The sequence below is a fragment of the Azospirillum palustre genome (assembly GCF_002573965.1).
In the GTDB taxonomy this organism is placed as follows: Bacteria; Pseudomonadota; Alphaproteobacteria; order Azospirillales; family Azospirillaceae; genus Azospirillum; species Azospirillum palustre.
In genome coordinates this window covers 397,506-420,024 of record NZ_PDKW01000040.1, presented here as the reverse complement: position 1 = coordinate 420,024, position 22,519 = coordinate 397,506, and the positions used below count along the sequence as shown (strand labels likewise).

Below are 22,519 nucleotides of genomic sequence, written 5' to 3'. Positions count from 1 at the left end.
CACGCTCACTCCCGCCGGGCCAGTCCGCGCATCGCCAGGAGCATCAGCAGAGCGACGGCCAGCAGGATCAGCGCGCAAGCGATGGCGACACCGGTCTCGCCGGTCGCGATGTTGAGGAAGACCGCCATCGGCAGGGTTTCCGTGTGGAAGCGGGTCGCTCCCGCCACCATCAGCGTGGCGCCGAACTCGCCCAGCGCCCGTGCCCAGGCCAGCACGGCTCCCGCCGCGATGCCGCGCCCGGCAAGGGGCAGGTCGATCTGCCAGAACACTTCCCATGCGCCGGCACCCAGCGTCCGCGCGGCGGCACCATAGCCGGGATCCACTGCCCGGAAGGCCGCCGCCGCGCTGCGCAGGACGACGGTGGTGGCGATGAAGGCCAAGGCCAGCACCACGCCCGCCGGCGAGAACAGCAGTTCGATCCCGAGCGTGGCGAGCGGTCCGCCCAGCATCGGCCGTCCGAACAGGAACAACAGCCCCAGCCCGGCCACCAGCGGCGGCATGACCAGGGGCACGTCGAGCAGGGTGTCGAGCAGTGCCCGTCCGGGAAAGCGCCGCCGCGCCATCAGATAGGCGGCGGGCAGCCCGAGCAGCAGCGCGATGGCCAGCGCCGCTGCCGAGGTCAACAGCGACAGGCGCAGGGCGAACAGCGTTTCCGGCGCCGTGACGGCGGCGGCCAGTTCCCCCGGCCGCAGCCGCAGAGCCAGCGCACCAAGCACGCCGACGATCATCAGGGCGATGAGCGCGAGCGGCAGGACGAGCAGACGTTCGAAGCGCGTCACGCGGCGCCTTATGGTTTTGGTGCCGGCGGGAACCCGAAGCTCTGCAAAACGGCCAGCCCGGCGTCCGACGCCAGGAAGACGGCGAAGCGCCGGGCGGCGTCCGGCGCGGCGCTGGTCTTCAGGACGGCGACCGGGGCGTATTCCGCCTGATACCAGGACGGCGGAATCGCCAGAACGGTGAGCTCGCCGGGATTCTGCGCCACGTCGGCGGCGCCGATGATGGCGGCGTCCACATTGCCGTCCAGCACATAGAGGGCCAACTGCTTCACCGTCGCCGCGCGGACGGTGACGTTCTTGCGGATCGCCTCGCCTTGGCCGGACTTGTCGAGGATCTCCTCGGCCGTGCGCCCCAGCGCCATCGCCTGCGGGTCGCCGAGGCCGAGACGCACACCGGGCTTGGCAAGGTCGGCGACGCTGCGGATGGCGTCCGCCCTGGCCGGCGCCACGGCGAGAACCGGGCCATGCACCACCAGAACCTGCAGGTCGGCGACGGCGTCCTGCTCCTTCAGCTTGTCGGTGTAGAAGGTGGTGCCGGGAATGAAAAGATCACCCTTCCGCGTTTCGGCGAAGCGGGCCAGCAACTGGCCGGAACCGCCGTACTCGGCGCGCACGACGATGCCGGTGTCCTTCTGGAACGCCGCGATCAGGGCGTCCACCGGAGGCCGCAGTCCGGCTCCGACATAGGCGTACAGTTCCTGCGCCGAGACGGCGGCAGCCTGGACGGCGAGGAGGCCGAACGCAAGGACCAGGGTTTTCAGGCGCATCGGAAACGTCCCTTCATCGCAATCGCATCGGCGACCAGCATCGTTATATCCAATCCGATATTTCCGATGCCGGGTCAAGACCGCAATATGTGAATGGACATTGCCGCGTCGACAGCGCTGGCATCCTCGGCCGGTCGCCGCCGGCTGCATCGTGGCTTCGATGTTCCGCACCCGACCACCGCCTGACCGGTTCCTGCGCACCGTATCCATCGCCGGCCAGCCGGCCAGCCGGTCGAGGGCGACGCCGACAGGGCCGGGGGCAGGGGCGGGGCGGTGTCGGCAGCGGGGGAGGACATCCGATGCCGGCACCGCCCGACGAGCGGCCCTGTCGTTCAGCGGGACCGGATCACGCGGGCACCGCCGCCTTGAACCGCTCGGCCTCCTCCGACCCGCCGGTGGCGTTGCCGGCGCTGTAGGAGTGGGCGCCGACCCCGGCCAGCCTGCCGCCATCGACGATCAGATACTCGTCGCGGATCGGCCGGCCCTCGAACCAGCATTCCAGGATCTCACGGGTGCCTGCAGCGTAGCGGGTCTGTGCCGAGAGCGAGGTGCCGGAGATGTGCGGGGTCATGCCGTGGTGCGGCATCGTCCGCCAGGGATGATCCTGCGGTGCCGGCTGCGGGAACCACACGTCGCCGGCATAGCCGGCGAGCCGGCCGCTCTCCAGCGCGCGGGCGATGGCGTCGCGGTCGCACAGCTTGCCGCGCGCGGTGTTGACCAGATAGGCGCCGCGCTTGAACCGCTTCAGCGTCTCCTCGTTGATCATGTGCTCCGTCTCGGGATGCAGCGGGCAGTTGAGCGTGACGACGTCGCAGACCTCGAACATCTCCTCGCGCGTCGCGTGCCAGGTCAGGTTCAGCTCGGCCTCCACCGATTCCGGCAGCCGGTGGCGGTCGGTGTAGTGCAGGTGCATGTCGAACGGCTTCAGGCGGCGCAGAACGGCCAGACCGATGCGGCCGGCGGCGACCGTGCCGACATGCATGCCCTCGACGTCATAGGAGCGCGCCACGCAGTCGGCGATGTTCCAGCCGCCCTTGCGCACCCAGTCGTGGGAGGGCAGGTAATTGCGCACCAGCCCGAGGATCATCATCACCACATGCTCGGCGACGCTGATCGAGTTGCAGTAGGTGACCTCGGCCACGGTGACGCCGCGGTCCATCGCCGCCTGGAGATCGACATGGTCGGAGCCGATGCCGGCGGTCAGCGCCAGCTTCAGCTTGGGCGCCTTGGCGATGCGCTCGGCGGTCAGGTAGGCCGGCCAGAAGGGCTGCGAGATGACGATCTCGGCGTCGGCCAGCTCCTTCTCCAGACGGCTGTCCGGGCCGTCCTTGTCGGAGGTGACGACCAGCTCGTGGCCGAGGCTTTCCAGGTAGCGCCGCAGCCCAAGCTCACCGCTGACGCTGCCCAGCAGGGTGCCGGGCTGGAAATCGATGGCCTTGGGCGTCGGCAGGGTCTGGCCGCCGGCATAGCCGTCGATCTTCGGCAGATCGTCGCGGGCGTAGGAGGTCGGATAACCGGTCACGGGGTCGTCGTACAGAACACAGACAATCTTGGCCATATCGTCGTTCTCCTTGGTTGAAGGAAAGGAGAAAGCACCATCTCGTTGCGCAAGGCCGGGCATTCCTGTGAAGACGGCGCTTGCAGCTGAAGAGGATTCCCGGCGTCTTCACCGGTAATCACGTTCTTCCCGTGGCGTTTCCTCATCCCGATTTCTTCGGCATCGTCTTTGCCGTCATGCTTGGGATGAGCAAAATGTGTCATCTGCTGATTGTTCTGTGAAATGAATGTTTTTGAACGATCAATAGGAAACGCCGATCAAGCCGTCGCTTCGATGTCGGCGAACTCCTCCTCCAACCGCAGCTTGGCCGCCGCCAGGGTCAGCGCCCGGGCCATCGGCGACAGAGGGTCGCGATTGGACAGAACGAGCCCGACGAGCTGGCTGGCGGCGGGATCGATCAGATCGATCAGCACCAGATCCGCAGGCCGGCCGAACAGCCGGGCAAACCCCAGTGGCACGATGCTCGACCAGCCGCCCTGCATGAGATGCGAAAAAATGCCGAGGAAGGAGTCGCTTTCCACCGAGGCCGTCATGGTCAGGCCCGCCGACGAGGCGATGCGGTTGAGGATGCGCCGGTTCTGCATATCCTCGTGCAGCAGGCAGAGCCGCTGGTCCACCGCCTCCGCCCAGGAGAGGGCTGTGCGTCCGGCCAGCGGATGGCCGCACTGCGCGACGAAGGCGTAGCGTTCGCGGTAGAGCGGAATGCGACGGACATTCTCCAACGGATCGCTGTCCAGATAGGTCAGCCCGCCGTCCAGCTCGAAGCTGTCCAGTCCCCGCTGGATCGCGCGCGAGGTCATCGACCGCACCTCCACCGTCGCCTTCGGATGAGCTTCGGCGAATTGAGCGCTGAGCGACGACACCGCCGGCATGGCGGTGGGGACGACGCCGAGCCGCAGCGTTCCGGTGAGGCCCCGGCGCAGCCCGGCCAGATCGGCGACCAGACTGTCATGATCGGACAGGATCTGCCGGCCCCAGGCCAGCACCGTCTCCCCCTCCGGCGTCAGGCCGAGAAAGCGATGGCCGCGCACCACAAGCGGAACCTGGAGGTCTTCCTCCAGCTTGCGGATGGCGGCCGACAAGGTCGGCTGCGCCACGTTGCAGGCTTCGGCTGCGCGCGCGAAGTGCTGCTCACGCGCCAGCGTGACGAAATAGGACAGGTGTCGGACCAGCATCGCATGTTCCCGGCGGCGGCAGCGAAGCCGCGTTCATTTGTCTCGTTCGCAGATCATGGTGCCGGGTGGGTGCGGCTGCCAAAGCGACCGCCACCAGCTGTCCAGCTTGGCCCGGTCGCACGGCAGCCTGACCGACAGCCCACCGGTCAGGTCCAGCCAATGTGCGAACAGCGGCTCCGGCACTGCGATGACCACCGGCACCTCGCGGACCAGTGCCCTTGCCAGAACGTCCAGCAAGCCGGCCCCATTGGCCTCCTGCCAGCCGAAGCGGTTGAGGACGAGGATGTCGGGCCGCTCCTCCAGCAATTCCACCAGCCGACGAGCCCGGTCATCCAGCTCATCTCCGACCCTGCCGTACCGGGGGGCATCCGGCGGATCGTCCGGCGGGAAGAGGGCGAAGGCGGCATCGCCGCAGCCCGACGTCCGGCTTCGCTGCAACAGACCGACGGCATCGAACCCCTGACCATGCAGGTCGCGCAGGAAGCCTGCCAACACCCCGTCGGGATTCTCGCCGGCACGATAGACCAGGGCGGCAACGTCGGAGCGGTCATCGAAGGTGAACGGCGGGTTCATCGGCGGCATTCCTCTCCTATCGCGGCGAACGAATGTCGAGGAGGTCGAGCCGCTCCACGGCGGCGAGGAAACAGGCCAGGCTGGCGGTGCGCAGGGGAAGGAAGGGCTTGCCGGCATCGCGGCACAGCGCCTTGATCCGTTCGGCGGCATGATGGCTGATGCAATCCACCGGGAACAGGGCGATGTCCGCCCGGCCCAGCAATCCCGGAAGCAGGGTCGGACTGTCCTCGATCCCACCGTCATGGGTGAGCAGGACAGCCCCGCGTCGTTCAGCCATAGACCTCACCTGCCTGACCAGGGACGGCCGCCCGCCGGCATAGAGGAGGGTGTAGCCTTCGAGCGTGCGGGGGGCATCTTCCGAAGGACCATGCCCGGCCATCGCCCGTTCCTGCGCGGCAAGTTCCGCTTGCAAGGCGTCGGCATGCTTCTCCATCGCAGCGAAAGCTTCACGGGTTTCGGCCAATGCGCCCTCCGTCTCGGCCATCCTGGCCGCAAGGCTGGCGTATCGCGCCCTCTCATCGTCCAGCCGGCGGCGAAGCAGGGCAACTTCACTGTCCCGGCCGGCAGGATCGGGTGCCGTCCGGTCTGCCTCGGCTGCCGACAGGCGGGCGCAGATGGCATCCAACACCTCCAGCCGTCCGCGCAGCTCCGCCTTCTCGCGGCCCGCCGCCTGCAACCGTGCCTGCTGGCGCGCGATGGTGTCGTCGCGGTCGCCCAGCGCCTGTTCGGCCCGCCGCAGCCGGGCAAGGTCCAGCCGATTGGAGGAGCCGACCATATGCGACAGCATATGCACCTCGCCGAAGGCTTCCTGGACGAGAGCGTCGTCGGTCGCCGGGTGGGTCAGCACCGCCCAATAGGCGCCGGGAATGTCGCCATCCTCCAATGATCGACGCCACAAGTCGCGCACCGCATCGGCGGTGGTGGCACGGGAGAAACGGCGGATCGCGGCCTCATGGCGCCTGTCCAGCGTCTTGTGCAGCAGTTTCCCTTCGGTGCCGCCCTTTCCCGCAAGGATGACGCCGCGTTTGTGCAGAGCATGGTCGCTCAGGGATCGGGCGGTCGCACCATCCAGCTTCACGAGCAGGCGACGCAGTTCTGCCGCGCTCAGGCAGGTGCCGACGATCGAGCAGTGAAGGCTCGGATGAATGTCCCAGATGCGGTCGCGCCGGCTGGCCACCAAACCGGAGGACGGGCCGGATGAGGCGGCGGCGTCCAGCGGCAGTGGCGGCCTGTCGGTGGGCAGCAGGGGCGCCAGCCCTTGTCCCGGCAGGCTCAAGGCAGGAAGCGTCGCCATGGTGCGTCCGTTTCATTATATCTTATCATATATAGCGTAACAGCCATGATTGGGGCTGACAACCATCTCGACAGGCCGATCTCGGTCTTGGTCTTGCGCACGACGAAGATACCGCGGCGCGGTTGCAGGCGGATGAAGCCGTCCTGCTCCAGCAGGGCCAACGCCTCGCGGATCGGCGCGGCTGACGCCGAGCTTGCCGCTGAGCTGCCGCTCGTCCAGCCGGATCTCACGGTCATGGTCGTAGATGTCCATCTCCGTGATCGCCTGTTTCAGCGCGTGGTAAGCCAGACTGCGGAAGGTCGATTCGGTGCCAAGAGATTGGACATTGAGGGCGGGAACGGCCATGGTGTGGCAATCTTTATATCTGGCTGTATATATCGAATGACGCCATCGAGGTGACGATGCTTGGATCGCACCGAATGGTTGGCCGGACAGATATTTCTTGTATACCATATACAAAATGCGAACAAGATGTTGGCGCGCCGTCGTTTTGCGTCATGCCCGCTCACGACCGGCTTCATTGGTAAAGCGATGACCGTGGCAACGGATGCCGCTCGGGCGCCTTCCCGCTGATCGACGGAACCTATTGATCGATCAAAGCTATTCGTTGGATTTCAATCGGCTCCACCCCTGAAACTGTCGTGGTCGCGAGCATTCCGTTCCAGGGATGATATCGGGGCGCTCCTGTGAAGGTTCAGCCGGTCCGGCATCGGCATCGCAGCCTTCCTTTCCGTCCACTTGAAATGGCACCGGCATTCCGGTGCTGCTGAAGGTCCGCCATGTCCACATCGGAACGGGCTGTCCCGTCGTCGCGCACGTCCATAACCGGCACCCGCCTTTTCGATGCGGCGAAAGCCGGATTGGGCAGTTCCCTCACCATCCTCGCTCTGGCCAATCTGGGAACCTCGCTCGGATCCCCTCTGCTGATCGCCCCCTTCGGGGCAAGTTGCGTGTTGGTCTACGCCTTGCCGCAGAGCCCGCTGGCGCAGCCGCGGAACGTTATCGGCGGCCACTTCGTGTCGACGGCCATCGGGTTGCTCACCCTGGCCCTTCTGGGAAATGGACCGGAGGCTGTCGCCGCCGGAGTAGGGCTGGCGATCGCCGCCATGGTGCTGACGAGAACGCTGCACCCGCCGGCTGGTGCCGACCCGATCGTGGTGGCTCTGGCAGGGGCCTCCTGGCCCTTCCTGTTCGTCCCCATCCTCTTGGGAACACTCGTTATCGTTCTGCTGGCAAAGCTGTACGGACGGATAGCCTTTCGCAGGTCATGACCGGCGTGTTGCGGCTTCCTGTGCAAGGTGGTGTCGTCGCTCGCCGCCGGCTGCACCAGGATGCTGAAGCCGGGCGAAGCGGCAGTATCGTCCAGCGCGGCATCCCGTTCGTATGTGCCGACCCGCGGTGGGCAAGCTCACGCAGGCACCAGCAGCCGTTCATAGAAGCCGCCATAGGTGCGGTCGCGATCCACCAAATGGATTTCGAGAATCCAATGCTTCTCCTGCCCCAGCTCATCGGGGTCCCGCATCCGGCTCGGGTTCTTCGGAGAGATGCGATAGAGGTCCTTGTCGCCGGGAATGCGCGCATGCGGGAATTCCCCAACCAGATGTCCGGCGATGTCGCCGCCGAACAGCCAGCCGTTCGCCTCCGCGATCCGCTGTGCGTAGCCGTAGAGATCCGCTCCGGTCACGTCCGGGGTCGCGTCGAAGTGCTGCTTCACCGTCTCGAAAATTCGTTCGAGATCGGCACCGAGCCGCCGCTTCTCCGGGGCCGTGCCGAGCGCGTAGGTGCGGCCCACGTCCGCTTCCCACTCGTCGAACACCGGGCCGAGATCGATGAACACCAAGTCGTCCTCGGCGATCTCCCGCACGGGCGGATTGTCCGATGCCGTGCAGAGAGTGTTTGGCCCGGAACGGACGATGCGCTTGTGCCAGTGCTTGGTCACGCCGAAGGAGCGCTCCGCCAGAGCATAAATCTCCTTCTCGACAGCACGTTCGGAACGGCCGGGCGCGATCAGGCCGGCTGCTTCGATTGCGTCGAAGAGGGCCATGGCCTTGGCTTCGGCCGCCAGCAACGCGGCAAGGCGTGTGTCAGGATGCACTCGACGTCTCCATTTTCCAGGCTGCAGCATCACTGTAACGGCATCGCGGCACAGGCCGATGGCAAGCTGCCGTTTCCGTCATATTCGATGCTGGCTGTTCAAATGCTCTATGCTCCACTGTATATAGCGTCCAGCGATCTCCCGTGCCAAGCCGATGCTTCCGGGACCGGCGCCGCTCCGCCGCGGGGATGCCAATGTCGCCGATTGTGGCTGATGGACGGTCTGTGAGGAGCCGTGACAGCAATCATCCAATTGTGATCGACCGATGCATGAGCAGGGCTGCCGGAGGCAAGTCATCCTGCCGGCTATTGGAAAAGTCAGCTGACCGCCTGATGATTTTGGGGTTATATAGTTCAGATATACATCTGCTGTTCACGAGGTTTTCCATGCCGGTTCGCGCCCAGCTTTCCTTCGCTGCGGCCAACGCGTCGCCGGTCGGGGCCGACCGCATCCGGCTGCTGGAGGCGGTGGCGCGGGAGGGCAGCATCTCAGCCGCGGCGCGGTTGATCGGCATCACCCTACAAGGCGGCCTGGGACGCTGTTGACGCCATGAACAACCTGTTCGGCCAGCCGCTGGTCGATGGCAGGGCCGGCGGGCGCAAGGGCGGCGGCGCTGTCCTGACACCGGAAGGCATGCGGTTCGTGGCACTCTTCCATCATCTGGAAGGCGAGATGGCGCGGGTGCTGAACGCGATGCAGCCGGGACCGGACGGCACCGGCCTTTCGGCCACGACATTGATGTGGGGGCTTTCCATGCGGACCAGCGCACGCAACGCACTCGCCGGAACGGTCAGCGCCATCACCTGCGGGGCGGTGAACGCCGAGGTGACGCTCGCCCTGTCGGACCGGGTGCTCTTGACCGCGGTCATCACCCGCGACAGCGTGCGCGAGCTGGGGCTGTTCCCCGGACGGGAGGCGACGGCGCTGATCAAGTCGTCTTTCGTCATCCTCGCCCCGGCGGACGAGGCGCGGCGCACCTCGGCGCGCAACCGGATCGAGGGCGTCGTTGCCCGCAGAACGGTGCCATCAACAGCGAGGTGACGCTCGACATCGGCGACGGCAAGACGCTGGTCGCCATCGTCACGCTGGCGGCGGCAAAGGACATTGGCTTCTCGGTCGGCGACCGGGCCTGTGCGCTCGTCGACGCCTCGCACATCATCCTGGCCGCGAACTGACCGTCCTCCATGGTCGGGGGAGAGGGCGACGGGGTCGGGAACGCCGGCGACACAGCGGGGGCGTTATAATCAATGAATTTATAACGTGATGAAATATAAAGATATTTTCCGTTTATCTATTGACGGCGCGGGTGAAATGGGGCGACTTTGCGCTGGTTCCTGGTGCGGATGAACCATGCCGTCTTACTGTTCGGCGGGGGAGACGGCCAAGGCGCCGACACGAATTGACGAAAGGGAAGCCCCCTGATGACCGAGACGACGGCCGCGCTCGAAGCGCTCCTCATGCAACGGTCCCTGACCGACGCACAGCTTGAAACGGCAGCGGGAGCGGCTGCGGACTTCCGCATCCTGCCGGACGCGACGGTGCTCAAGATTGGCGGCCAAAGCGTCATCGACCGTGGCCGCGCGGCCGTCTATCCGCTGGTGGACGAGATCGTCGCCGCCCGCAAGTCCCATAAGCTGCTGATCGGCACCGGCGCCGGCACCCGCGCCCGTCACCTGTAATCGATCGCCGCGGGGCTGAACCTGCTGGCCGGCGTGCTGGCGCAACTCGGCGCCTCGGTGGCCGACCAGAACGCCGCGATGCTGGGGCAGCTCCTCGCCAAGCACGGCATCTCGGCGGTCGACGGCGCCGGCCTGTCGGCGGTGCCGCTCTATCTGGCCGAAGTGCACGGCGTCGTCTTCAGCGGCATGCCGCCCTACAAGCTGTGGATCCGCCCGGCCGCCGAGGGCGTGATCCCGCCCTACCGCACCGACGCCGGCTGCCTCCTGGTCGCCGAGCAGTTCGGTTGCAAGGCGATGATCGACGGAATCAAGCTGAAGTGCGACAACACGCTTTTGTTGATCTGGCGGCCTGCTTTTTGGCTATTGGCGCAGGGGATGAGAGTTCGTGCCGGTAGTCCACAGGCTTGATCCGCGCGCCTCCATCGCGAAGGCGGATCAAGTCTGTGGACCCACCGATGCGAGCGACGGGGCAGGGGAGACTTGCTGGTTTCTCGGCCTCTCACACGGTCCGGCCGTTGCCGGTATCTACCGCCCCGTCTTTGAAGCCGCCAGGTTGGCTGCAAAAACTTCCGCTGGGGTGCTGTAGTCAAGGCAGCGACGTGGCGTATCGTTGAGCCGCTTCGCGAGGGCGGCAAGTGCCGAGCCAGTGCGCTCCGCCACGGGAGCGCCCAGAGGCAAATACCGCCGCAAACGTCCGTTGGCATTCTCGACGCCACCTTTCTGCCAAGGACTGTGCGGATTGCAGAAGTAACTGTCCAACAACAACTTCCTGTAGGACAGGAACTCCGTTCCCCGGTCGAAGGTAATGCTCTGACAAGCTCGACGGGGAAAATCTCCAAGTGCTGCTGCAATCCGGCTGATCACTTCGGTCGAGCGGCGATCCTCATTGGCAATGAGGATGTGATAGCGACTCTGACGCTCTTGAAGAGACGTGATGTTGGATTTGCCAAACTGCCGACTGAAGATCACCAAGTCACATTCCCAGTGCCCGAAACTCTGCCGGGTCTCCACCTCGGCCGGACGATTGGCGATCGAGCGCTCGGCGGGGATCGGACTGCTGCGTGGCTTGCGACCCATGCGCTTGCAACGTCGACGCCGGGTGACGGTTAGAGTTTCGAGCGTTTAATCTGACGCATATCCTGCGTGCCTGAGGTGGTTCCAGCATTCTTCGGATGTGTATAGGTTGCAGATTGAACCGACGGCTTTCCACAGTTCGTCGATGGTGCGGGCGCCGATGCGCCGGAGATGGGCCTTGAGCTTGGCGAATGCCATCTGGATGGGATTGAGGGCGGGACTGTAAGGCGGCATGAAGAGAAACCAAGCTGCACGCTCCTTGAGGGCGGCCTTGGCCTTTTCGCTCTTGTGGCAAGACAGGTTGTCGAGAATGACGACGTCGCCCGGCAAGGTCGGGGCGAGTTGGGTCTCGACGTAGGCCTCGAAGAGCACCCGATTCATCGCCCCCTTGATGATCCAGGGGGCGGTCAGGCCATCGCAGCGCAGGGCGGCGATAAAGGTCTGGGTGCCCCAGTGGCCGAAGGGCGCCTTGGCCGTGAACCGTTGGCCGCGCTTGGCCCGCCCGCGCAGCCGGGTCATCTTCGTGGTGGTGGCCGTTTTGTCGAGGAACACCAGCCGATCCGGCTCTTCGCGCATCCGGGGCTGACGGTGGCTGCGCCACGTCCGACGGTCTTCGGCAACGTCAGCGCAACCGGCCTCGCTTGCCAGCAGCGTTTTGTTTGACGCTGTAGCCGCGGGCGAGCAGGAAGCGTGACAGCGAGGCGGGGTGGACCGTCACTCCGCGCTCGGCCTCGGCTTGGCCGCCAATTCCGGCATGGTGATCTCGCCTTGCTTCTCCACCCAGCCGATCAGAAGGGCGGCATGTGGGGCCAGCTTGCCGCCGCCCGGCGGGCGTCCCTGCCGGGCCGGTTCCAGCGTGCCCGTCGCCGCCATCCGCTGGGCAAGCCGCACGCTCGTGCTCGCGCTCACATCAAACCGGCGCGCCGCCGCCCGACGCGAACCGCCTTGCTCGATCTCTCCGTAAATCCGAACCCGAAGGTCCGGCGAATAGCTGCGACCCATGATCCACCTCCAACGACGGTGAATCACGCCAGACGCCCAAGCGCAACTCTCGATTCAGATTTCACGCGGGATGCTCTAGGCGCTCGGTGTAGCGAATCGCAACGTATTGCGATCCCCTGTCTGCGTGGTGGATGAGGCCGCTGCCCTTGGTCGGTCGGCGGTCGTGAAGTGCCTGTTCGAGCGCATCCAGAACGAAGCCGGCGTGGGCTGTGCTGGACACCCGCCAGCCGACGATGCGGCGGGCGAAGGCGTCGATGACGAAGGCCACGTAGACGAAGCCCTGCCATGTCGATACGTACGTGAAATCGGCCAACCACACGGCGTTCGGATGCGGCGCCTGGAACTGCCGGTTCACCCGGTCAGCCGGCTCTCGCGGTTCCGTTCCGGAACCGCTGCCGCCGCAAGGGGGGCACGACGCCGCCCGATCGCTGATCGTGGTGCGGACTGTCTTGCCCCGTGTCGCCCCCTTCAGGCCCATGTGTTTCATCAGCCGGGCAACCGTGTAGCGCGTCACATCGATGCCCTCCCGCCGCAACTGCCGCCACACCTCGCGGACCCCATAAACCTGGAAGTTCGCGTCCCAGACCCGCCGGATAGCCAAGCTCACCTCCGCGTCGCTTCGTGAGCGGGCTGGCGCCTTGGACGGATCGGCCTGCCGGTCGGCATGGGCGTGGTAAGTCGACGCGGCAATCGGCAGCACTCGGCAGATCGGCTCGACCCCGTGGACAGCGCGATGCGCGTCGATGAAGGCGATCATTTCCGAAACGGGCGGTCGCGCACTTCAGGGGCGTATTTGGGTGATGCCTGCTTCGTCATGTCGACCCCACTCTCTCAGATGATGGGGCCTCTTGGAAACCTGGGGCGGTTCAGCCGCCGCTGCCAGCGGTTGGGCGGGTGGCTGGTCAGCATCTCGAAGACGATGTCGAAATCGCTCACGGAGGCATCCTGTATGAGGGACGGCAGATACACGTAATGCAGGTTTTATGGCGCATTAAATCTCCTTAAGAGTGTATTATGAAAAGATAAAGCCTCTTTTGGTCGCGCAGCCGATGCTGCCCGTCCAGGCTCGTCTACCTGGGCGGAATGCCGAGGGGTCAGAAGGTCATGGAGAAGGCCAGCTCCGCCGAGCGCGGACGGCCGAGCACCCAGCTGCCTGTGCTGCCGGCCACGGCATAGACCTCGTCGAACAGGTTGAAGGCGCGCAGGCTGAGCTTGGTGTTGTCGGTCGGCCGGTAATCCAGCCCGGCGTTGACCACCGTGTAGGAGGGCCGGACGCTGGTGTTGGCGGCGTCGGCGTAGGTCTTGCCGACATACTGCACGCCGGCCCGCACCTCCCAGCCCGGCAGGAAGGCCCAGTTCGCCCAGACATTGGCGGTGCGCTCCGGTACGCCGGTCGGCACGTTGCCGGCATAGGACACGGCGCGGCCCGACACCGTCTGGGTGAAGTCGTCGTATTTGGCCCGCAGCAGCGCGCCGTTCACGTCCACCCGCACGCCTTCCCACAGGCCGAGCGACAGGGAGGCTTCCAGCCCGCGCGAGGATTGCTGCCCGACCTGCACCGTCACCGCCGGCTGGTTGGGGTCGGTGGTCAGCAGCTTGTCCTTGACGATGCGGTAGGCGGCCAGCGTCCACTCACCGCGCCCTTCGAGGAAGGAGTGCTTGAGGCCGATCTCGATCTGCCGGCCAGTGGACAGGTCGAAGTCCTTCTGCGTCGGCGACAGCGAGATCAGATTGCCGACCGGATCGACGGCGGTGGCGTATTGGCCGTAGAAGGCCAGACCGGGAACGACCTCGTACACCGCGCCAGTCCGCCAGCTGGTGGTGCGGAAGTCCTTGGTGTAGGCGGTTCCCGCCGCCAGATCCCAGCGCTCGACGGTGGGGGCGTCGTAGCGGATGCCGCCGACCAGCGACAGCTGCGGCGTCACCGCCAGCCGGTCCTCGGCGAACAGGGAATATTGGCGGGTGCGCGACCGGCTGCGCGGAGAGGTGCCGGCGCTGTTGAGGAACAGGCCGGGCGCCGGGTCGAACGGATCGACCGTGCTCGACCCGCCATAGGGCGAGTTGTTGGTGTGCTTGAACTCGATCCGGTTCAGGTCGAAGCCGCCGACCATCTCGTTCTTCATGCCGAAGACGCTGTTGCGCCAGGTCGCGTCGAAGCGGTCGCCGACCTGCCGCTGGTCGTGGTAGATCTCGATGTAGCTGCTGCGCTGGATGCGCCGGGTGGCGGCGGTCCAGGCGTAGCTCTCCACATCCTTCCAGTGGCGGTGGCTGGTCAGGTGGTAGGCGGTGTTGCGCAGGGTCAGCGCGTCGGACACCGCCCATTCGGCCTTGAGCTGGGTCCAGTTGTCGCGATAGCGGATGTCGCTGTCGGCCACGTTGAAGTTGCGGTGCCGCAGCGCGCGGTCGAGGCTGCCCGCGATCAGCGGCGTTCCGAAATACTCCTGTGGCTGCTGGTCGCCATAGTCGTTGGACAGGGTGAAGGCCAGATCCGGTGTCGCCTGGAGCTTCACCGCGCCGGAGAGCGCGAGATTTTTCGTGTCGCCGCGATCGACCCAGCCGTTGGAGCGGTTGCCGCTGGCGTCCAGCCGGTAGGACAGCTTCTCCCCCAACGGACCGCCGCTGCCGAAGGCGGCGCGCCGGGTGCCGTCGGTGCCGATGGCGACGGTCGCCTCGTTGCGGACATCGGTGGTCGGGCGCTTGGGCACCACATTGACCACGCCGCCGATGGCGCCTTCGCCATAGAGGACGGAGGCCGGACCGCGCAGCACCTCGATGCGTTCGGCCGACCAGGTGTCGAACGGGAAGGTGACGGTGCCCGACCCGACATAGAGCCGCGTCCCGTCATATAGCTGCATCACCGAGCCGTGGCCGGCGAAGCCGCGCGTCGCCAGCGACGAGCCTCCGTTGCCGGGAGCCGCCAGCGAGGTGAAGCCGGTGGCGTTCTGGGTGACGGCCTCCGTCACGCTGGTCTGGCCGCGGTCGCGGATGGTCCGGCCATCGATCACCTCGACGCTGGCCGGGGTTTCCAGCGGCGTCAGGCCGAGGCGGCTGCCGCCGGTGTTTGGCCGGTCGAGCGCCAGCCCGGCGGCGGCGTCCGCTGCCCGGCCGGTGACGGTGACCGGGTCCAGCGTGACCGGCGGTTCGGTTTCAGCGGCTCCGGCCGCCGCGGGGCCGAAGGATGCGGCGACCAGGAGCAGCGTCGTCAGCGAACCGGAGCGCCGGCAATTGCGCCGGCCGGAAACGATGCGGGCGGGATAGGCAGGAAGCATGGACAATCCCCCAGGATGGAAAAGGACGAGAGAGAGCGTTCCGCGAAGTCGGTGCTTCGCGGCTGACGGGTGGGCGGGTGGAGGCGCCGTTCGGTCGGGATGGAAAAACCGGACGGCTGGATCAGGGAGGCCGGATCACCCCATGGGGTCGTCCTCCGCCCGCTCGGCCGGGCGGTTGCGGTGGAGGATGTCGGCGGCGGGCGGGGTGTCGGACAGCAGGTGGCCTGCGACGATGCGGTCGATCTTCCCGGGCGTCAGGTCGCCGTACCAGACGGCGTCGGGCTGGACGACCAGCAGCGGTCCGCGGTTGCAGGGGTAAAGGCAGCTCGTCCGCGCGCACATCGCCCGGCGCGGCCCGGCGTTGAGGGCGCGGTGTCCCTTCATCGCCGCGCGCAGATGGTGGTACAGCGGCTCGGCACCGCGATGCAGGCAGCGGGCGCCGACACAGACGAAGACCTGCCGGCCATGCTCGGGGATCGCCGACCAGCCGGGCTTGCCGAGGCTGGGCTCGGTTCCGCGGACATCCTTCGCAAGGGCATCCGCCGGCCCGCCGGCATTGGAGTTGAGGGCGATGCGGTCGAGGGCGGCGGGCAGGTCGAGCGCGCTTTCCACCGGCGGCGCCAGCCGGACGGCCATCGCGGTGCCGGCCATCGCGGTGCCGGTCGTTGCCGCCCAATGGCTGAGCGCGCCCGGCAGCCACGCCGACAGGCTGGGATCGGCCGGCACCATGGCGGGAATGACCAGGGCCTCGGTCACGCCGTCCCGCTCCAGATCCGCAAGCACGCCGGGCAATGCGGGGCCGGACAGGTCGGCATGGGCGGTCGCCACCGTGACGGCTTCGCCGCGCGCCGCGTGCCGGGCGGCAAGAGCCGATGCGAGCGCCTTCAGGGTTTGCCCATGGTCGAAGGACGCGCGCCCGTAAAGGACGATGGCGCGCCTGGATGGCGGGTTGGCCGGGAATTGCGTCATGGCGTGCCTCTCCGCCGCATCAGCCACAGGAAGAAGGTGCCGCCGACCAGTGCCGTGACGATGCCGACCGGAATCTCGCGCGGGGCGAACAGGGACCGGGCAGCGACGTCCACCCACAGCAAAAGCAGCGCCCCGCCCAGCGCTGCCACCGGCAGCAGCGCCCGCAGATGTCCGCCGACCAGCATCCGCGCGATGTGGGGCACCACCAGCCCGACGAAGCCGATGCCGCCGCAGGCCGACACCAGGGCCCCGGTCATCAGGGCGGTGACGAGGAAAAGCTCCAGCCGCAGCCGCCCCGGATCGGTGCCGAGCGAGCGGGCCGCATCGTCGCCCAGGGCCAGCGTATTGACGGTCTCCGCCCGCAGCCACAGCCACAGCAGCCCGCCGACGACCAGACCCGCCGGGACGGGCAGCACGCTCCAGCGCGCGGTGCCGAAGCCGCCCATCATCCAGAACAGCGCGGCGTCGGCGCCGCGATCCGTCGCCATGACGATCAGGATATTGGTGACGGCGTGCAGGATGAAGGCGACCGCGACACCGGTCAGCACCAGCCCTTCACTGGTCGTAGCACCCTCTCGCCCGCGCGCTGCGGCGAAGACGATCAGCATCGCCGCGAGCGCGCCGAAGAAGGCGGCGGCCGGCAGCCCCAGGAGTGGAAGTCCGGGCGTTCCGGCGAGCGTGCTTGCGTAAAGAAGAACGGTCACCGCCCCCACCGAGGCGCCGGCCGACACGCCGAACAGATAGGGGTCGGCCAGCGGGTTGCGCGTCAGCACCTGAAGCACGGCACCCACCGCCGCCAGCCCGGCCCCGGCCAACGCGCTCAGCAGCACGCGCGGCACCCGCAATTCCCAGACGATGTTGCGCTCGGCCCGGCTGGCGTCGGCGGGCGGGGCCAGTGCCGGCCACAGCTCGTGCAGGACGACCGCCCACACCTTGGGGATGGGGACGCGGGCGGCGCCGAAACCGACGGCGGCCACCGCGGACAGGGCCAGCACGGCGGCCAGCATCAGCGACAGGCCCAGCAGGCGGGAGCGGTTCATGGTGTGAAGCGCTCCGGGTGCAGGGTCCGCGCCATCCGCTCCAGCGCCTCGACATTGCGGGTGGAGGGCGTCTGCTCGGCATAGGTCAGCACGATGAACTGCCGTTTGCGCACGGCCTCGACGTCGGCCAGCTGCGGTGCCGAGGTCAGATGGCGGATGGCGTCCTCGGCCGGGATCCGGTGGGCGCTGACGATGATCCATTGCGGATCGCGCCGCACCATCTCCTCCCAGCTCACCCGGACATAGCTGTCGGGGATGTCGTCGAAGATGTTGCGCCCGCCGGCCAGCTCCATCAGCAGGCTGGTCATCCCTTCGCGCCCGACCGACAAGGGGGCCGCGTCGGTGTGGCACTGGTCGCAATACATCACGCGCGGCCGGTCGGCGACGGCGCCGACACGCTCGGTGACGGCGGCGACCCGGCGGCGGAACTCGGCGACCATGGCCTCGGCACGCTCCGTCACGCCGAAGATGGCGCCCAGCGCCAGCAGATCGGCATAGAGCGTATCCATGCCGATCGGCTCGCGCGGGCCGATGCGGATGCAGCTTTCCCGCAGCGTGTAGGTCGCCACGCCCATCTCGGCCAGCCGGGCCGGGGTGAGGCCGCGCGCCTCGCTGAAGCCATAGCTCCAGCCGGCGAACAGGAAGTCTGGATTGACCGACAGCACCGCCTCCAGCGTCGGCGCGCGGTCGGGCAGCCGGGGCAGCGCCGCGACCACGCCCGGCGGAGCGACCAGCCGGTGCTCCACCCCCTCGATGCCGGAAACGGCGACCAGCCGGTCGGCGAGGCCGAGATCCAGCATGGTCTGCGTCATGTTGGTGTCGTGAACCATCGGCCGCTTCGGCGCCGCGGCGAAGCGGGCGGTCTCGAAGCAGTTGGCCACCTCGACCGGGTAGGATTGGGCGAGGGCGCCGCCGGCTTGCAGGGCGAGGGCGAAGGCGAAGACCGGGGCGAAAGGCGGAACGCCGCGCAGAAAGCGTCTCATCGTGATGGCTCCGTCCGGGGTGACATCAGGGGCGACAGGTCGATGCGCAGCAGGCCATCTTCTGGGCGGCGGTCCACCGCCGCGGCGACGCGGTAGACGGCGGTCAGCCGGTCGGGGGTCAGCGCGTCCTCCGGCGCGGCATCGGCCTGGAGCCGTCCGTCGGCCAGCAGCAGGATGCGGTCGCACCAGCGTGCTGCCAGCTCGATGTCGTGCAGCGTCGCCACCACGGTGATGCCGAGCGAGCGCACGAGGTCGAGCACGGCGAAACGGTGGTGGATGTCCAAATGGTTGGTCGGTTCGTCGAGCAGCAGGATGCGCGGACGCTGGGCCAGGGCGCGGGCGATCATCACCCGCTGGCGTTCGCCACCCGACAGCTGTTCGACCGCACGCCCGGCCAGCCCGGACAGTTCCAGCCGGTCCAGCGCGTCCTCGACGATGGCGCGGTCCTCCGCCCCGGCCCCGGCGAAAGGGGAGCGGCGGTGGACGAGCCGCCCCATGCCGACCACGTCGCGCACGGTGAAGCCGAGTGCGGCGGTGGAATCCTGGGCCTGGAGCGCCAGCCTGCGGGCCAGTTCGACCGGCCGCAGGGCGCGCGGATCGTCGCCGTCGATGAGGACCCGGCCGGCGGATGGGGTTTGCAGGCCGGCGACGCAGCGCAGCAGCGTGGTCTTGCCCGAGCCGTTGGGCCCGAGAATGCCGAGGATTTCACCGCCGGGAACCGAGAAGCCGATGTCCGACAGGACCATGCGGCCGCCCAGCCGGCAGCCCAGCCGCTCCACCGCGATGGCGGGGGGAGGGACCGATTCCTCTGTGGGGAAAGGCGCTGACGCCATCCGTGCTTCCTGTCTTTGCGGACGGGGAGGCATGGCGGACGTCTTGCGGATCATGCGGCGCGACCGGAGCGGACTCCAGGCACACGCATGGCAAGCGTTCCACCGGGACACCCCGCCCGAGGACGTTTCGTTGTGGTACTGGCAGGTCTCCTGGCTTGCGGGTCGTCGCCGTTCCGTCGGGCCTTCCCAGCGCCGATGGGCGCCAGTGGCTTGAAATGACGGTACGGCTCGCCGCTCACAGTTGCGGGGGCAGCCCCGGCCTCACCGCATTCCCCTTCGCAGGGTCGGCGGCTCACCGGGTTCCCTCTTAGCTTCCGGCGGCGAACCGACGGAAGAACCAGAACCGGGACCAGTCATGAGCGATGCGGCGCCCCCGGTCAAGCTTTGCGAACGAACGAGAGCATCGGAGATTCCATGTCCAAAATGTTATGTTATAACATTACATATCGTGCCATTCTGCGGCCTGCAAGGAGAAGTTCGCCGTCGGAACCGGGCATCGGAGCCGGGCATCGGATCTGGATCCTGCGGGAAAATGCCGCTGATCCCGAGTGCGGCACTTCGGTTAATGTCCCGCACCCAATGCGTGCGATTGCACGCAAGATGGATCGATACACGGATTGGCATGAGCGCGAGCCAGGACAGACTGCGACCCACGCGACGGGCCGGCCTTGCGGCCGGTGCGATTGCGCTGCTGTTGCAGGTCGTCGCCTGGGCCTGGATGCCCGCCGTCATCGCATCCGCCAATGCGGCCGAGAGCAGCCGGATCGTCATTTGCACGCCGGACGGGTTCAAGACCGTGGTTATGGACGACCACGGAATGGCAGGCGATCCGGCAGGCGACGGGAGCGATTCGGCAATCGGCGATTCGGGCCAAGGCGATCTGCTCCAAGGCGATCTGCTGGTGTCCGGCGGTTCCTGCCCGCTCTGTCCGTTGATCGGCGGATTGGCGCTGCCGCCGCCGGATTTACGGATGACGCGCGCGTCGGTCGGTCGTCACAGCCCGGAAGCCTTGCCCGGCGACGTGATCGCCGCCGGCTGGTTCCTCTCCACCCTCCAGGCCCGCGCGCCACCGGTCTGAGGCCGCAGATGCGGGATCGCCGTGCGGGATGTCCCTCGCGGCGATCCGCCCTTGCCGACCTTCCCAGTTCGCAGCCTTGCACATCCTTCGCGCCGATGGCGCGGGGCCGTGTTCGGCTGGCCTCAGATCGAGATATCTCATGATGTTGCGTTTCGCCGCGGCCGGCGCCCTGCGCGCCGCCCTGCTGTCCGGTGCTGCCCTCACCGCACTGTTCCCCGCCGCCGTGTCCGCCCAGACCGTTCCGCCGCTTGCCCAATCGCTTCCGGCGATTTCCGTGATCGCAGGCCCGGACGATGCCCTGGCCGCCGGCACCGCCCTGGGCGGGGATGGGCTGGCCGCCCGCCGGCCCGCCACCGGAGACGTCGCGGCCCTGCTGCGCGGCCTGCCCGGCGTCAGCCTCTACGGCAATGGCGGCGTGTCGAGCCTGCCGGCGCTGAACGGGCTGGGCGCCGACCGCGTCAATGTGCTGGTCGACGGCGCGCCCGTCGCGCCCGCCTGCCCCAACCAGATGAACCCGGCGCTGTCCACCATCACGCCGACGCGCCTGTCCAAGATCGAGGTGCTGGCCGGGATCACGCCGGTCAGCGCCGGTGGCGACAGCATTGCCGGCACCATCGTCGCCGAAAGCGCGCCTCCGGTCTTCGCTCCGGCGGGCGAGGCGGTGCACAGCGAGGGCAAGCTGTCAGCCTCCTACCGGTCCAACGGCCGCGGCGTGACGGGGGCCGCCGAGGCGTCCGTCGCCACCGACAGCCTCAGCCTGGGCTACAGCGGATCCTGGAGCCGGGCCGGGAACTACAAGGCCGGCAACGGCCAGACCGTCCGCTCGACCCTCTACGACGTGCAGGACAATGCGGTGACGTTCGGGGTGCGCCGCGACGGGCATCAGGTCACGGTGCAGGGCGGCATCCAGACCATGCCCTACCAGGGCTTTCCCACCCAGCGCATGGATCTGACCGACAACCGCACCGTCTTCCTGAACGGCCGGTACGAAGGGGCCTTCGACTGGGGAACTCTCGACGCCCGCGCCAACTGGCGGCGGACTCGGCACACCATGAATTTCCTGGAGGACAAGGGCGGCAGTGCCGGCGGCGGCATGCCGATGGACACGCTGACCACCGACGCCGGCTATTCGGTCAAGGCGACGCTGCCGCTGTCGGCGCGCAACACCCTGCGCGTCGGCAACGAGTTGCGCCACACCCATCTCGACGACTGGTGGGACCCGGTGGCCGGCAGCAGCATGATGGGTCCGCTGACCTACTGGAACGTCAAGGACGGCATCCGCAACCGCCTCGGCACCTTCGCCGAGTGGGAGGCCGCTTGGTCGCCGGCCTGGACGACGATGCTCGGCGTGCGCAACGACGTGGTGTGGATGGACACCGGCGCGGTGCAGCCCTATTCCTGGCAGAACAGCCTCGGCATGGGCATGATGCGGATGGCCAACCCCGATGCGACCGACGCGCGCGCCTTCAACGCCCGCGGCCGTGGCCGCACCGACGTCAATTTCGATGCGACGGCCCTGGTCCGTTACACCCCCTCCGACACCAGCGCGATCGAAGCCGGCTATGCCCGTAAGACCCGCTCGCCGAACCTCTACGAGCGCTACGCCTGGGGCACCGGCGGGATGTCGAGCAGCATGAACGGCTGGTTCGGCGACGCCAACGGCTATGTCGGCAACCCCGACCTCAAGCCGGAGGTCGCCAACACCGTCAGCACCACCCTATCGCTGCACGATGCCGCCCGCAAATCCTGGGAGGTCAAGCTGACCCCCTATTATACCTATGTGCAGGATTTCATCGACGTCGAGCGGATCGGCACGCTCAGCAACGGCTTCGTCAAGCTGCGCTTCGCCAACCATGACGCCATCCTGGTCGGCGCCAACCTGTCGGCGGCGGCCGGGCTGTACGAGGATGACAGGATCGGCTCCTTCCGCCTGTCCGGCGTGGTCGGCTGGGTGCATGGCCGAAACCTCGACACCGGCGACGCGCTCTACCACATCATGCCGCTGAACGCCCTGCTGACGGTGGAGCACCGGCTGGGCGGCTGGAACAGCGCCGTCGAGTTGCAGGCGACCGCCCGCAAGGACCGGGTGGAAGCGGCGCGCAACGAGCCGAAGACACCCAGCTATGCGCTGGTCAATCTGCGGACGGGATATGAGTGGGGCAATGTCCGGGTCGATGCCGGCGTCGAGAATCTGTTCGACCGGCAGTATTATCTGCCGCTGGGCGGTGTCGACTATGCCGATTTCCGGGCGGGGGGAAGCCGGGGCACGGTCGGCGCGTTGCCGGGGGCGGGGCGGTCCTTCATCGCCGGCATGACGGTGAAATTCTAAGGCGGACCGTTCGTCGCACCGCGCC

The 22,519-nt window shown here is 67.5% G+C and carries 22 protein-coding genes, 3 pseudogenes, 1 riboswitch and 1 other annotated feature; of the genes and pseudogenes, 9 read left to right on the top strand and 16 right to left on the bottom strand.

What is annotated here, in order from left to right; all coding sequences use genetic code 11:
- Positions 1 to 5: 5 nt before the first annotated feature.
- From CRT60_RS11765 to CRT60_RS11755, 3 genes are all read right to left on the bottom strand, one after another.
- On the bottom strand, positions 6 to 779 hold the full coding sequence (locus CRT60_RS11765; protein WP_244592429.1) for an ABC transporter permease: 774 nt from the start codon (positions 777 to 779) through the stop codon (positions 6 to 8).
- 8 nt (positions 780 to 787) lie between these two features.
- On the bottom strand, positions 788 to 1,543 hold the full coding sequence (gene modA, locus CRT60_RS11760; protein WP_098736600.1) for a molybdate ABC transporter substrate-binding protein: 756 nt from the start codon (positions 1,541 to 1,543) through the stop codon (positions 788 to 790).
- A 346-nt stretch (positions 1,544 to 1,889) separates the two neighbouring features.
- Positions 1,890 to 3,101, bottom strand: a complete 1,212-nt coding sequence (locus tag CRT60_RS11755; protein ID WP_098736599.1) for an NAD-dependent formate dehydrogenase — start codon at positions 3,099 to 3,101, stop codon at positions 1,890 to 1,892.
- A gap of 80 nt (positions 3,102 to 3,181) precedes the next feature.
- On the opposite strand from CRT60_RS11755, the gene CRT60_RS36170 reads away from it, so the two are divergent.
- Positions 3,182 to 3,322 carry a hypothetical protein gene (locus CRT60_RS36170; RefSeq protein WP_161958025.1) on the top strand — a complete coding sequence of 47 codons (141 nt, stop codon included), beginning with the start codon at positions 3,182 to 3,184 and terminating at the stop codon, positions 3,320 to 3,322.
- Between the two features lie 36 nt (positions 3,323 to 3,358).
- On the opposite strand, the gene CRT60_RS11750 is transcribed toward CRT60_RS36170, so the two are convergent.
- From CRT60_RS11750 to CRT60_RS36995, 4 genes are read right to left on the bottom strand one after another with little or no spacing between them, the layout of a single operon-like run.
- On the bottom strand, positions 3,359 to 4,276 hold the full coding sequence (locus tag CRT60_RS11750) for a LysR family transcriptional regulator (RefSeq protein WP_098736598.1): 918 nt from the start codon (positions 4,274 to 4,276) through the stop codon (positions 3,359 to 3,361).
- Positions 4,277 to 4,309: 33 nt separating this feature from the next.
- Positions 4,310 to 4,849 carry a DUF2478 domain-containing protein gene (locus CRT60_RS11745; RefSeq protein ID WP_098736996.1) on the bottom strand — a complete coding sequence of 180 codons (540 nt, stop codon included), beginning with the start codon at positions 4,847 to 4,849 and terminating at the stop codon, positions 4,310 to 4,312.
- 16 nt (positions 4,850 to 4,865) lie between these two features.
- A complete protein-coding gene (locus tag CRT60_RS11740; RefSeq protein ID WP_098736597.1) occupies positions 4,866 to 6,143 on the bottom strand; it encodes a DUF2325 domain-containing protein in 1,278 nt (425 codons plus the stop codon).
- 15 nt (positions 6,144 to 6,158) lie between these two features.
- Positions 6,159 to 6,488, bottom strand: a complete 330-nt coding sequence (locus tag CRT60_RS36995; RefSeq protein ID WP_342210674.1) for a hypothetical protein — start codon at positions 6,486 to 6,488, stop codon at positions 6,159 to 6,161.
- 434 nt (positions 6,489 to 6,922) lie between these two features.
- On the opposite strand from CRT60_RS36995, the gene CRT60_RS11730 reads away from it, so the two are divergent.
- Positions 6,923 to 7,414, top strand: coding sequence for an HPP family protein (locus CRT60_RS11730; protein WP_098736596.1), 492 nt, complete (start codon positions 6,923 to 6,925; stop codon positions 7,412 to 7,414).
- A 137-nt stretch (positions 7,415 to 7,551) separates the two neighbouring features.
- On the opposite strand, the gene CRT60_RS11725 is transcribed toward CRT60_RS11730, so the two are convergent.
- Positions 7,552 to 8,238: a M24 family metallopeptidase gene (locus tag CRT60_RS11725; protein ID WP_204561835.1), complete on the bottom strand. Its 687-nt coding sequence runs from the start codon at positions 8,236 to 8,238 to the stop codon at positions 7,552 to 7,554.
- 386 nt (positions 8,239 to 8,624) lie between these two features.
- On the opposite strand from CRT60_RS11725, the gene CRT60_RS36990 reads away from it, so the two are divergent.
- The 5 genes from CRT60_RS36990 (at position 8,625) to CRT60_RS36970 (ending at position 10,325) form a co-directional block, all read left to right on the top strand.
- Positions 8,625 to 8,783 (top strand): LysR family transcriptional regulator, encoded by a 159-nt coding sequence (locus CRT60_RS36990; protein WP_244592427.1) that lies wholly within the window; start codon positions 8,625 to 8,627, stop codon positions 8,781 to 8,783.
- 4 nt (positions 8,784 to 8,787) lie between these two features.
- Entirely contained in the window at positions 8,788 to 9,279 is a 492-nt protein-coding gene (locus CRT60_RS36985) for a TOBE domain-containing protein (RefSeq protein ID WP_244592426.1), read from the top strand.
- Positions 9,276 to 9,413, top strand: a complete 138-nt coding sequence (locus CRT60_RS36980) for a TOBE domain-containing protein (RefSeq protein ID WP_244592425.1) — start codon at positions 9,276 to 9,278, stop codon at positions 9,411 to 9,413. The genes CRT60_RS36985 and CRT60_RS36980 overlap by 4 nt, the downstream gene beginning before the upstream one ends.
- Before the next feature lie 246 nt (positions 9,414 to 9,659).
- Entirely contained in the window at positions 9,660 to 9,917 is a 258-nt protein-coding gene (locus CRT60_RS36975; RefSeq protein ID WP_244592424.1) for an amino acid kinase family protein, read from the top strand.
- A 33-nt stretch (positions 9,918 to 9,950) separates the two neighbouring features.
- On the top strand, positions 9,951 to 10,325 hold the full coding sequence (locus CRT60_RS36970; RefSeq protein ID WP_244592423.1) for an amino acid kinase family protein: 375 nt from the start codon (positions 9,951 to 9,953) through the stop codon (positions 10,323 to 10,325).
- Here CRT60_RS36970 and CRT60_RS11710 read toward each other — a convergent pair.
- From CRT60_RS11710 to CRT60_RS11675, 8 genes and pseudogenes are all read right to left on the bottom strand, one after another.
- A pseudogene (locus tag CRT60_RS11710) lies at positions 10,292 to 11,027 on the bottom strand (IS30 family transposase); the annotation flags it as partial. The gene CRT60_RS36970 and the pseudogene CRT60_RS11710 overlap by 34 nt on opposite strands.
- Positions 11,028 to 11,039: 12 nt before the next feature.
- Positions 11,040 to 11,993 (bottom strand): annotated as a pseudogene (locus CRT60_RS11705) (IS630 family transposase).
- Positions 11,994 to 12,069: 76 nt separating this feature from the next.
- Positions 12,070 to 12,771: pseudogene (locus CRT60_RS11700) on the bottom strand (IS3 family transposase); the annotation flags it as partial.
- Positions 12,676 to 12,792, bottom strand: a sequence feature (AL1L pseudoknot). It overlaps the preceding pseudogene by 96 nt.
- Positions 12,793 to 13,087: 295 nt before the next feature.
- Positions 13,088 to 15,262 carry a TonB-dependent receptor gene (locus tag CRT60_RS11695; protein WP_098736995.1) on the bottom strand — a complete coding sequence of 725 codons (2,175 nt, stop codon included), beginning with the start codon at positions 15,260 to 15,262 and terminating at the stop codon, positions 13,088 to 13,090.
- 135 nt (positions 15,263 to 15,397) lie between these two features.
- Entirely contained in the window at positions 15,398 to 16,231 is an 834-nt protein-coding gene (locus CRT60_RS11690; protein WP_098736594.1) for a (2Fe-2S) ferredoxin domain-containing protein, read from the bottom strand.
- Complete coding sequence (locus CRT60_RS11685) at positions 16,228 to 17,271, bottom strand: FecCD family ABC transporter permease (protein ID WP_098736593.1); 1,044 nt, start codon at positions 17,269 to 17,271, stop codon at positions 16,228 to 16,230. Before CRT60_RS11685 ends, CRT60_RS11690 begins: the two co-directional genes overlap by 4 nt.
- Positions 17,268 to 18,254, bottom strand: coding sequence for an ABC transporter substrate-binding protein (locus CRT60_RS11680; RefSeq protein WP_098736592.1), 987 nt, complete (start codon positions 18,252 to 18,254; stop codon positions 17,268 to 17,270). The genes CRT60_RS11685 and CRT60_RS11680 overlap by 4 nt, the downstream gene beginning before the upstream one ends.
- Entirely contained in the window at positions 18,251 to 19,087 is an 837-nt protein-coding gene (locus CRT60_RS11675) for an ABC transporter ATP-binding protein (protein WP_098736591.1), read from the bottom strand. Before CRT60_RS11675 ends, CRT60_RS11680 begins: the two co-directional genes overlap by 4 nt.
- A 123-nt stretch (positions 19,088 to 19,210) precedes the next feature.
- A riboswitch (cobalamin riboswitch) is annotated at positions 19,211 to 19,444 on the bottom strand.
- Positions 19,445 to 19,709: 265 nt separating this feature from the next.
- Between CRT60_RS11675 and CRT60_RS11670 the strand changes: the two genes are divergently transcribed.
- Together CRT60_RS11670 and CRT60_RS11665 are read left to right on the top strand one after the other, a co-directional pair.
- A complete protein-coding gene (locus tag CRT60_RS11670) occupies positions 19,710 to 20,165 on the top strand; it encodes a DUF2946 family protein (RefSeq protein ID WP_098736590.1) in 456 nt (151 codons plus the stop codon).
- Positions 20,166 to 20,304: 139 nt separating this feature from the next.
- Positions 20,305 to 22,494 carry a TonB-dependent receptor gene (locus tag CRT60_RS11665; protein WP_244592422.1) on the top strand — a complete coding sequence of 730 codons (2,190 nt, stop codon included), beginning with the start codon at positions 20,305 to 20,307 and terminating at the stop codon, positions 22,492 to 22,494.
- The last annotated feature ends 25 nt before the right edge of the window (positions 22,495 to 22,519 follow it).

Excerpts from the sequence above, each read along its gene's own strand:
- CRT60_RS11685 (WP_098736593.1), bottom strand. The coding sequence starts at position 17,271 with ATGAACCGCTCCCGCCTGCTGGGCCTGTCGCTGATGCTGGCCGCCGTG.
- CRT60_RS11695 (WP_098736995.1), bottom strand. The coding sequence starts at position 15,262 with ATGCTTCCTGCCTATCCCGCCCGCATCGTTTCCGGCCGGCGCAATTGC.
- CRT60_RS36985 (WP_244592426.1), top strand. The coding sequence starts at position 8,788 with ATGAACAACCTGTTCGGCCAGCCGCTGGTCGATGGCAGGGCCGGCGGG.
- CRT60_RS36990 (WP_244592427.1), top strand. The coding sequence starts at position 8,625 with ATGCCGGTTCGCGCCCAGCTTTCCTTCGCTGCGGCCAACGCGTCGCCG.
- CRT60_RS11690 (WP_098736594.1), bottom strand. The coding sequence starts at position 16,231 with ATGACGCAATTCCCGGCCAACCCGCCATCCAGGCGCGCCATCGTCCTT.
- CRT60_RS11675 (WP_098736591.1), bottom strand. The coding sequence starts at position 19,087 with ATGGCGTCAGCGCCTTTCCCCACAGAGGAATCGGTCCCTCCCCCCGCC.
- CRT60_RS11750 (WP_098736598.1), bottom strand. The coding sequence starts at position 4,276 with ATGCTGGTCCGACACCTGTCCTATTTCGTCACGCTGGCGCGTGAGCAG.
- CRT60_RS11665 (WP_244592422.1), top strand. The coding sequence starts at position 20,305 with ATGATGTTGCGTTTCGCCGCGGCCGGCGCCCTGCGCGCCGCCCTGCTG.
- modA (WP_098736600.1), bottom strand. The coding sequence starts at position 1,543 with ATGCGCCTGAAAACCCTGGTCCTTGCGTTCGGCCTCCTCGCCGTCCAG.
- CRT60_RS11670 (WP_098736590.1), top strand. The coding sequence starts at position 19,710 with ATGAGCGCGAGCCAGGACAGACTGCGACCCACGCGACGGGCCGGCCTT.
- CRT60_RS36995 (WP_342210674.1), bottom strand. The coding sequence starts at position 6,488 with ATGGCCGTTCCCGCCCTCAATGTCCAATCTCTTGGCACCGAATCGACC.
- CRT60_RS11740 (WP_098736597.1), bottom strand. The coding sequence starts at position 6,143 with ATGGCGACGCTTCCTGCCTTGAGCCTGCCGGGACAAGGGCTGGCGCCC.
- CRT60_RS11755 (WP_098736599.1), bottom strand. The coding sequence starts at position 3,101 with ATGGCCAAGATTGTCTGTGTTCTGTACGACGACCCCGTGACCGGTTAT.
- CRT60_RS11730 (WP_098736596.1), top strand. The coding sequence starts at position 6,923 with ATGTCCACATCGGAACGGGCTGTCCCGTCGTCGCGCACGTCCATAACC.
- CRT60_RS11745 (WP_098736996.1), bottom strand. The coding sequence starts at position 4,849 with ATGAACCCGCCGTTCACCTTCGATGACCGCTCCGACGTTGCCGCCCTG.
- CRT60_RS36975 (WP_244592424.1), top strand. The coding sequence starts at position 9,660 with ATGACCGAGACGACGGCCGCGCTCGAAGCGCTCCTCATGCAACGGTCC.
- CRT60_RS11680 (WP_098736592.1), bottom strand. The coding sequence starts at position 18,254 with ATGAGACGCTTTCTGCGCGGCGTTCCGCCTTTCGCCCCGGTCTTCGCC.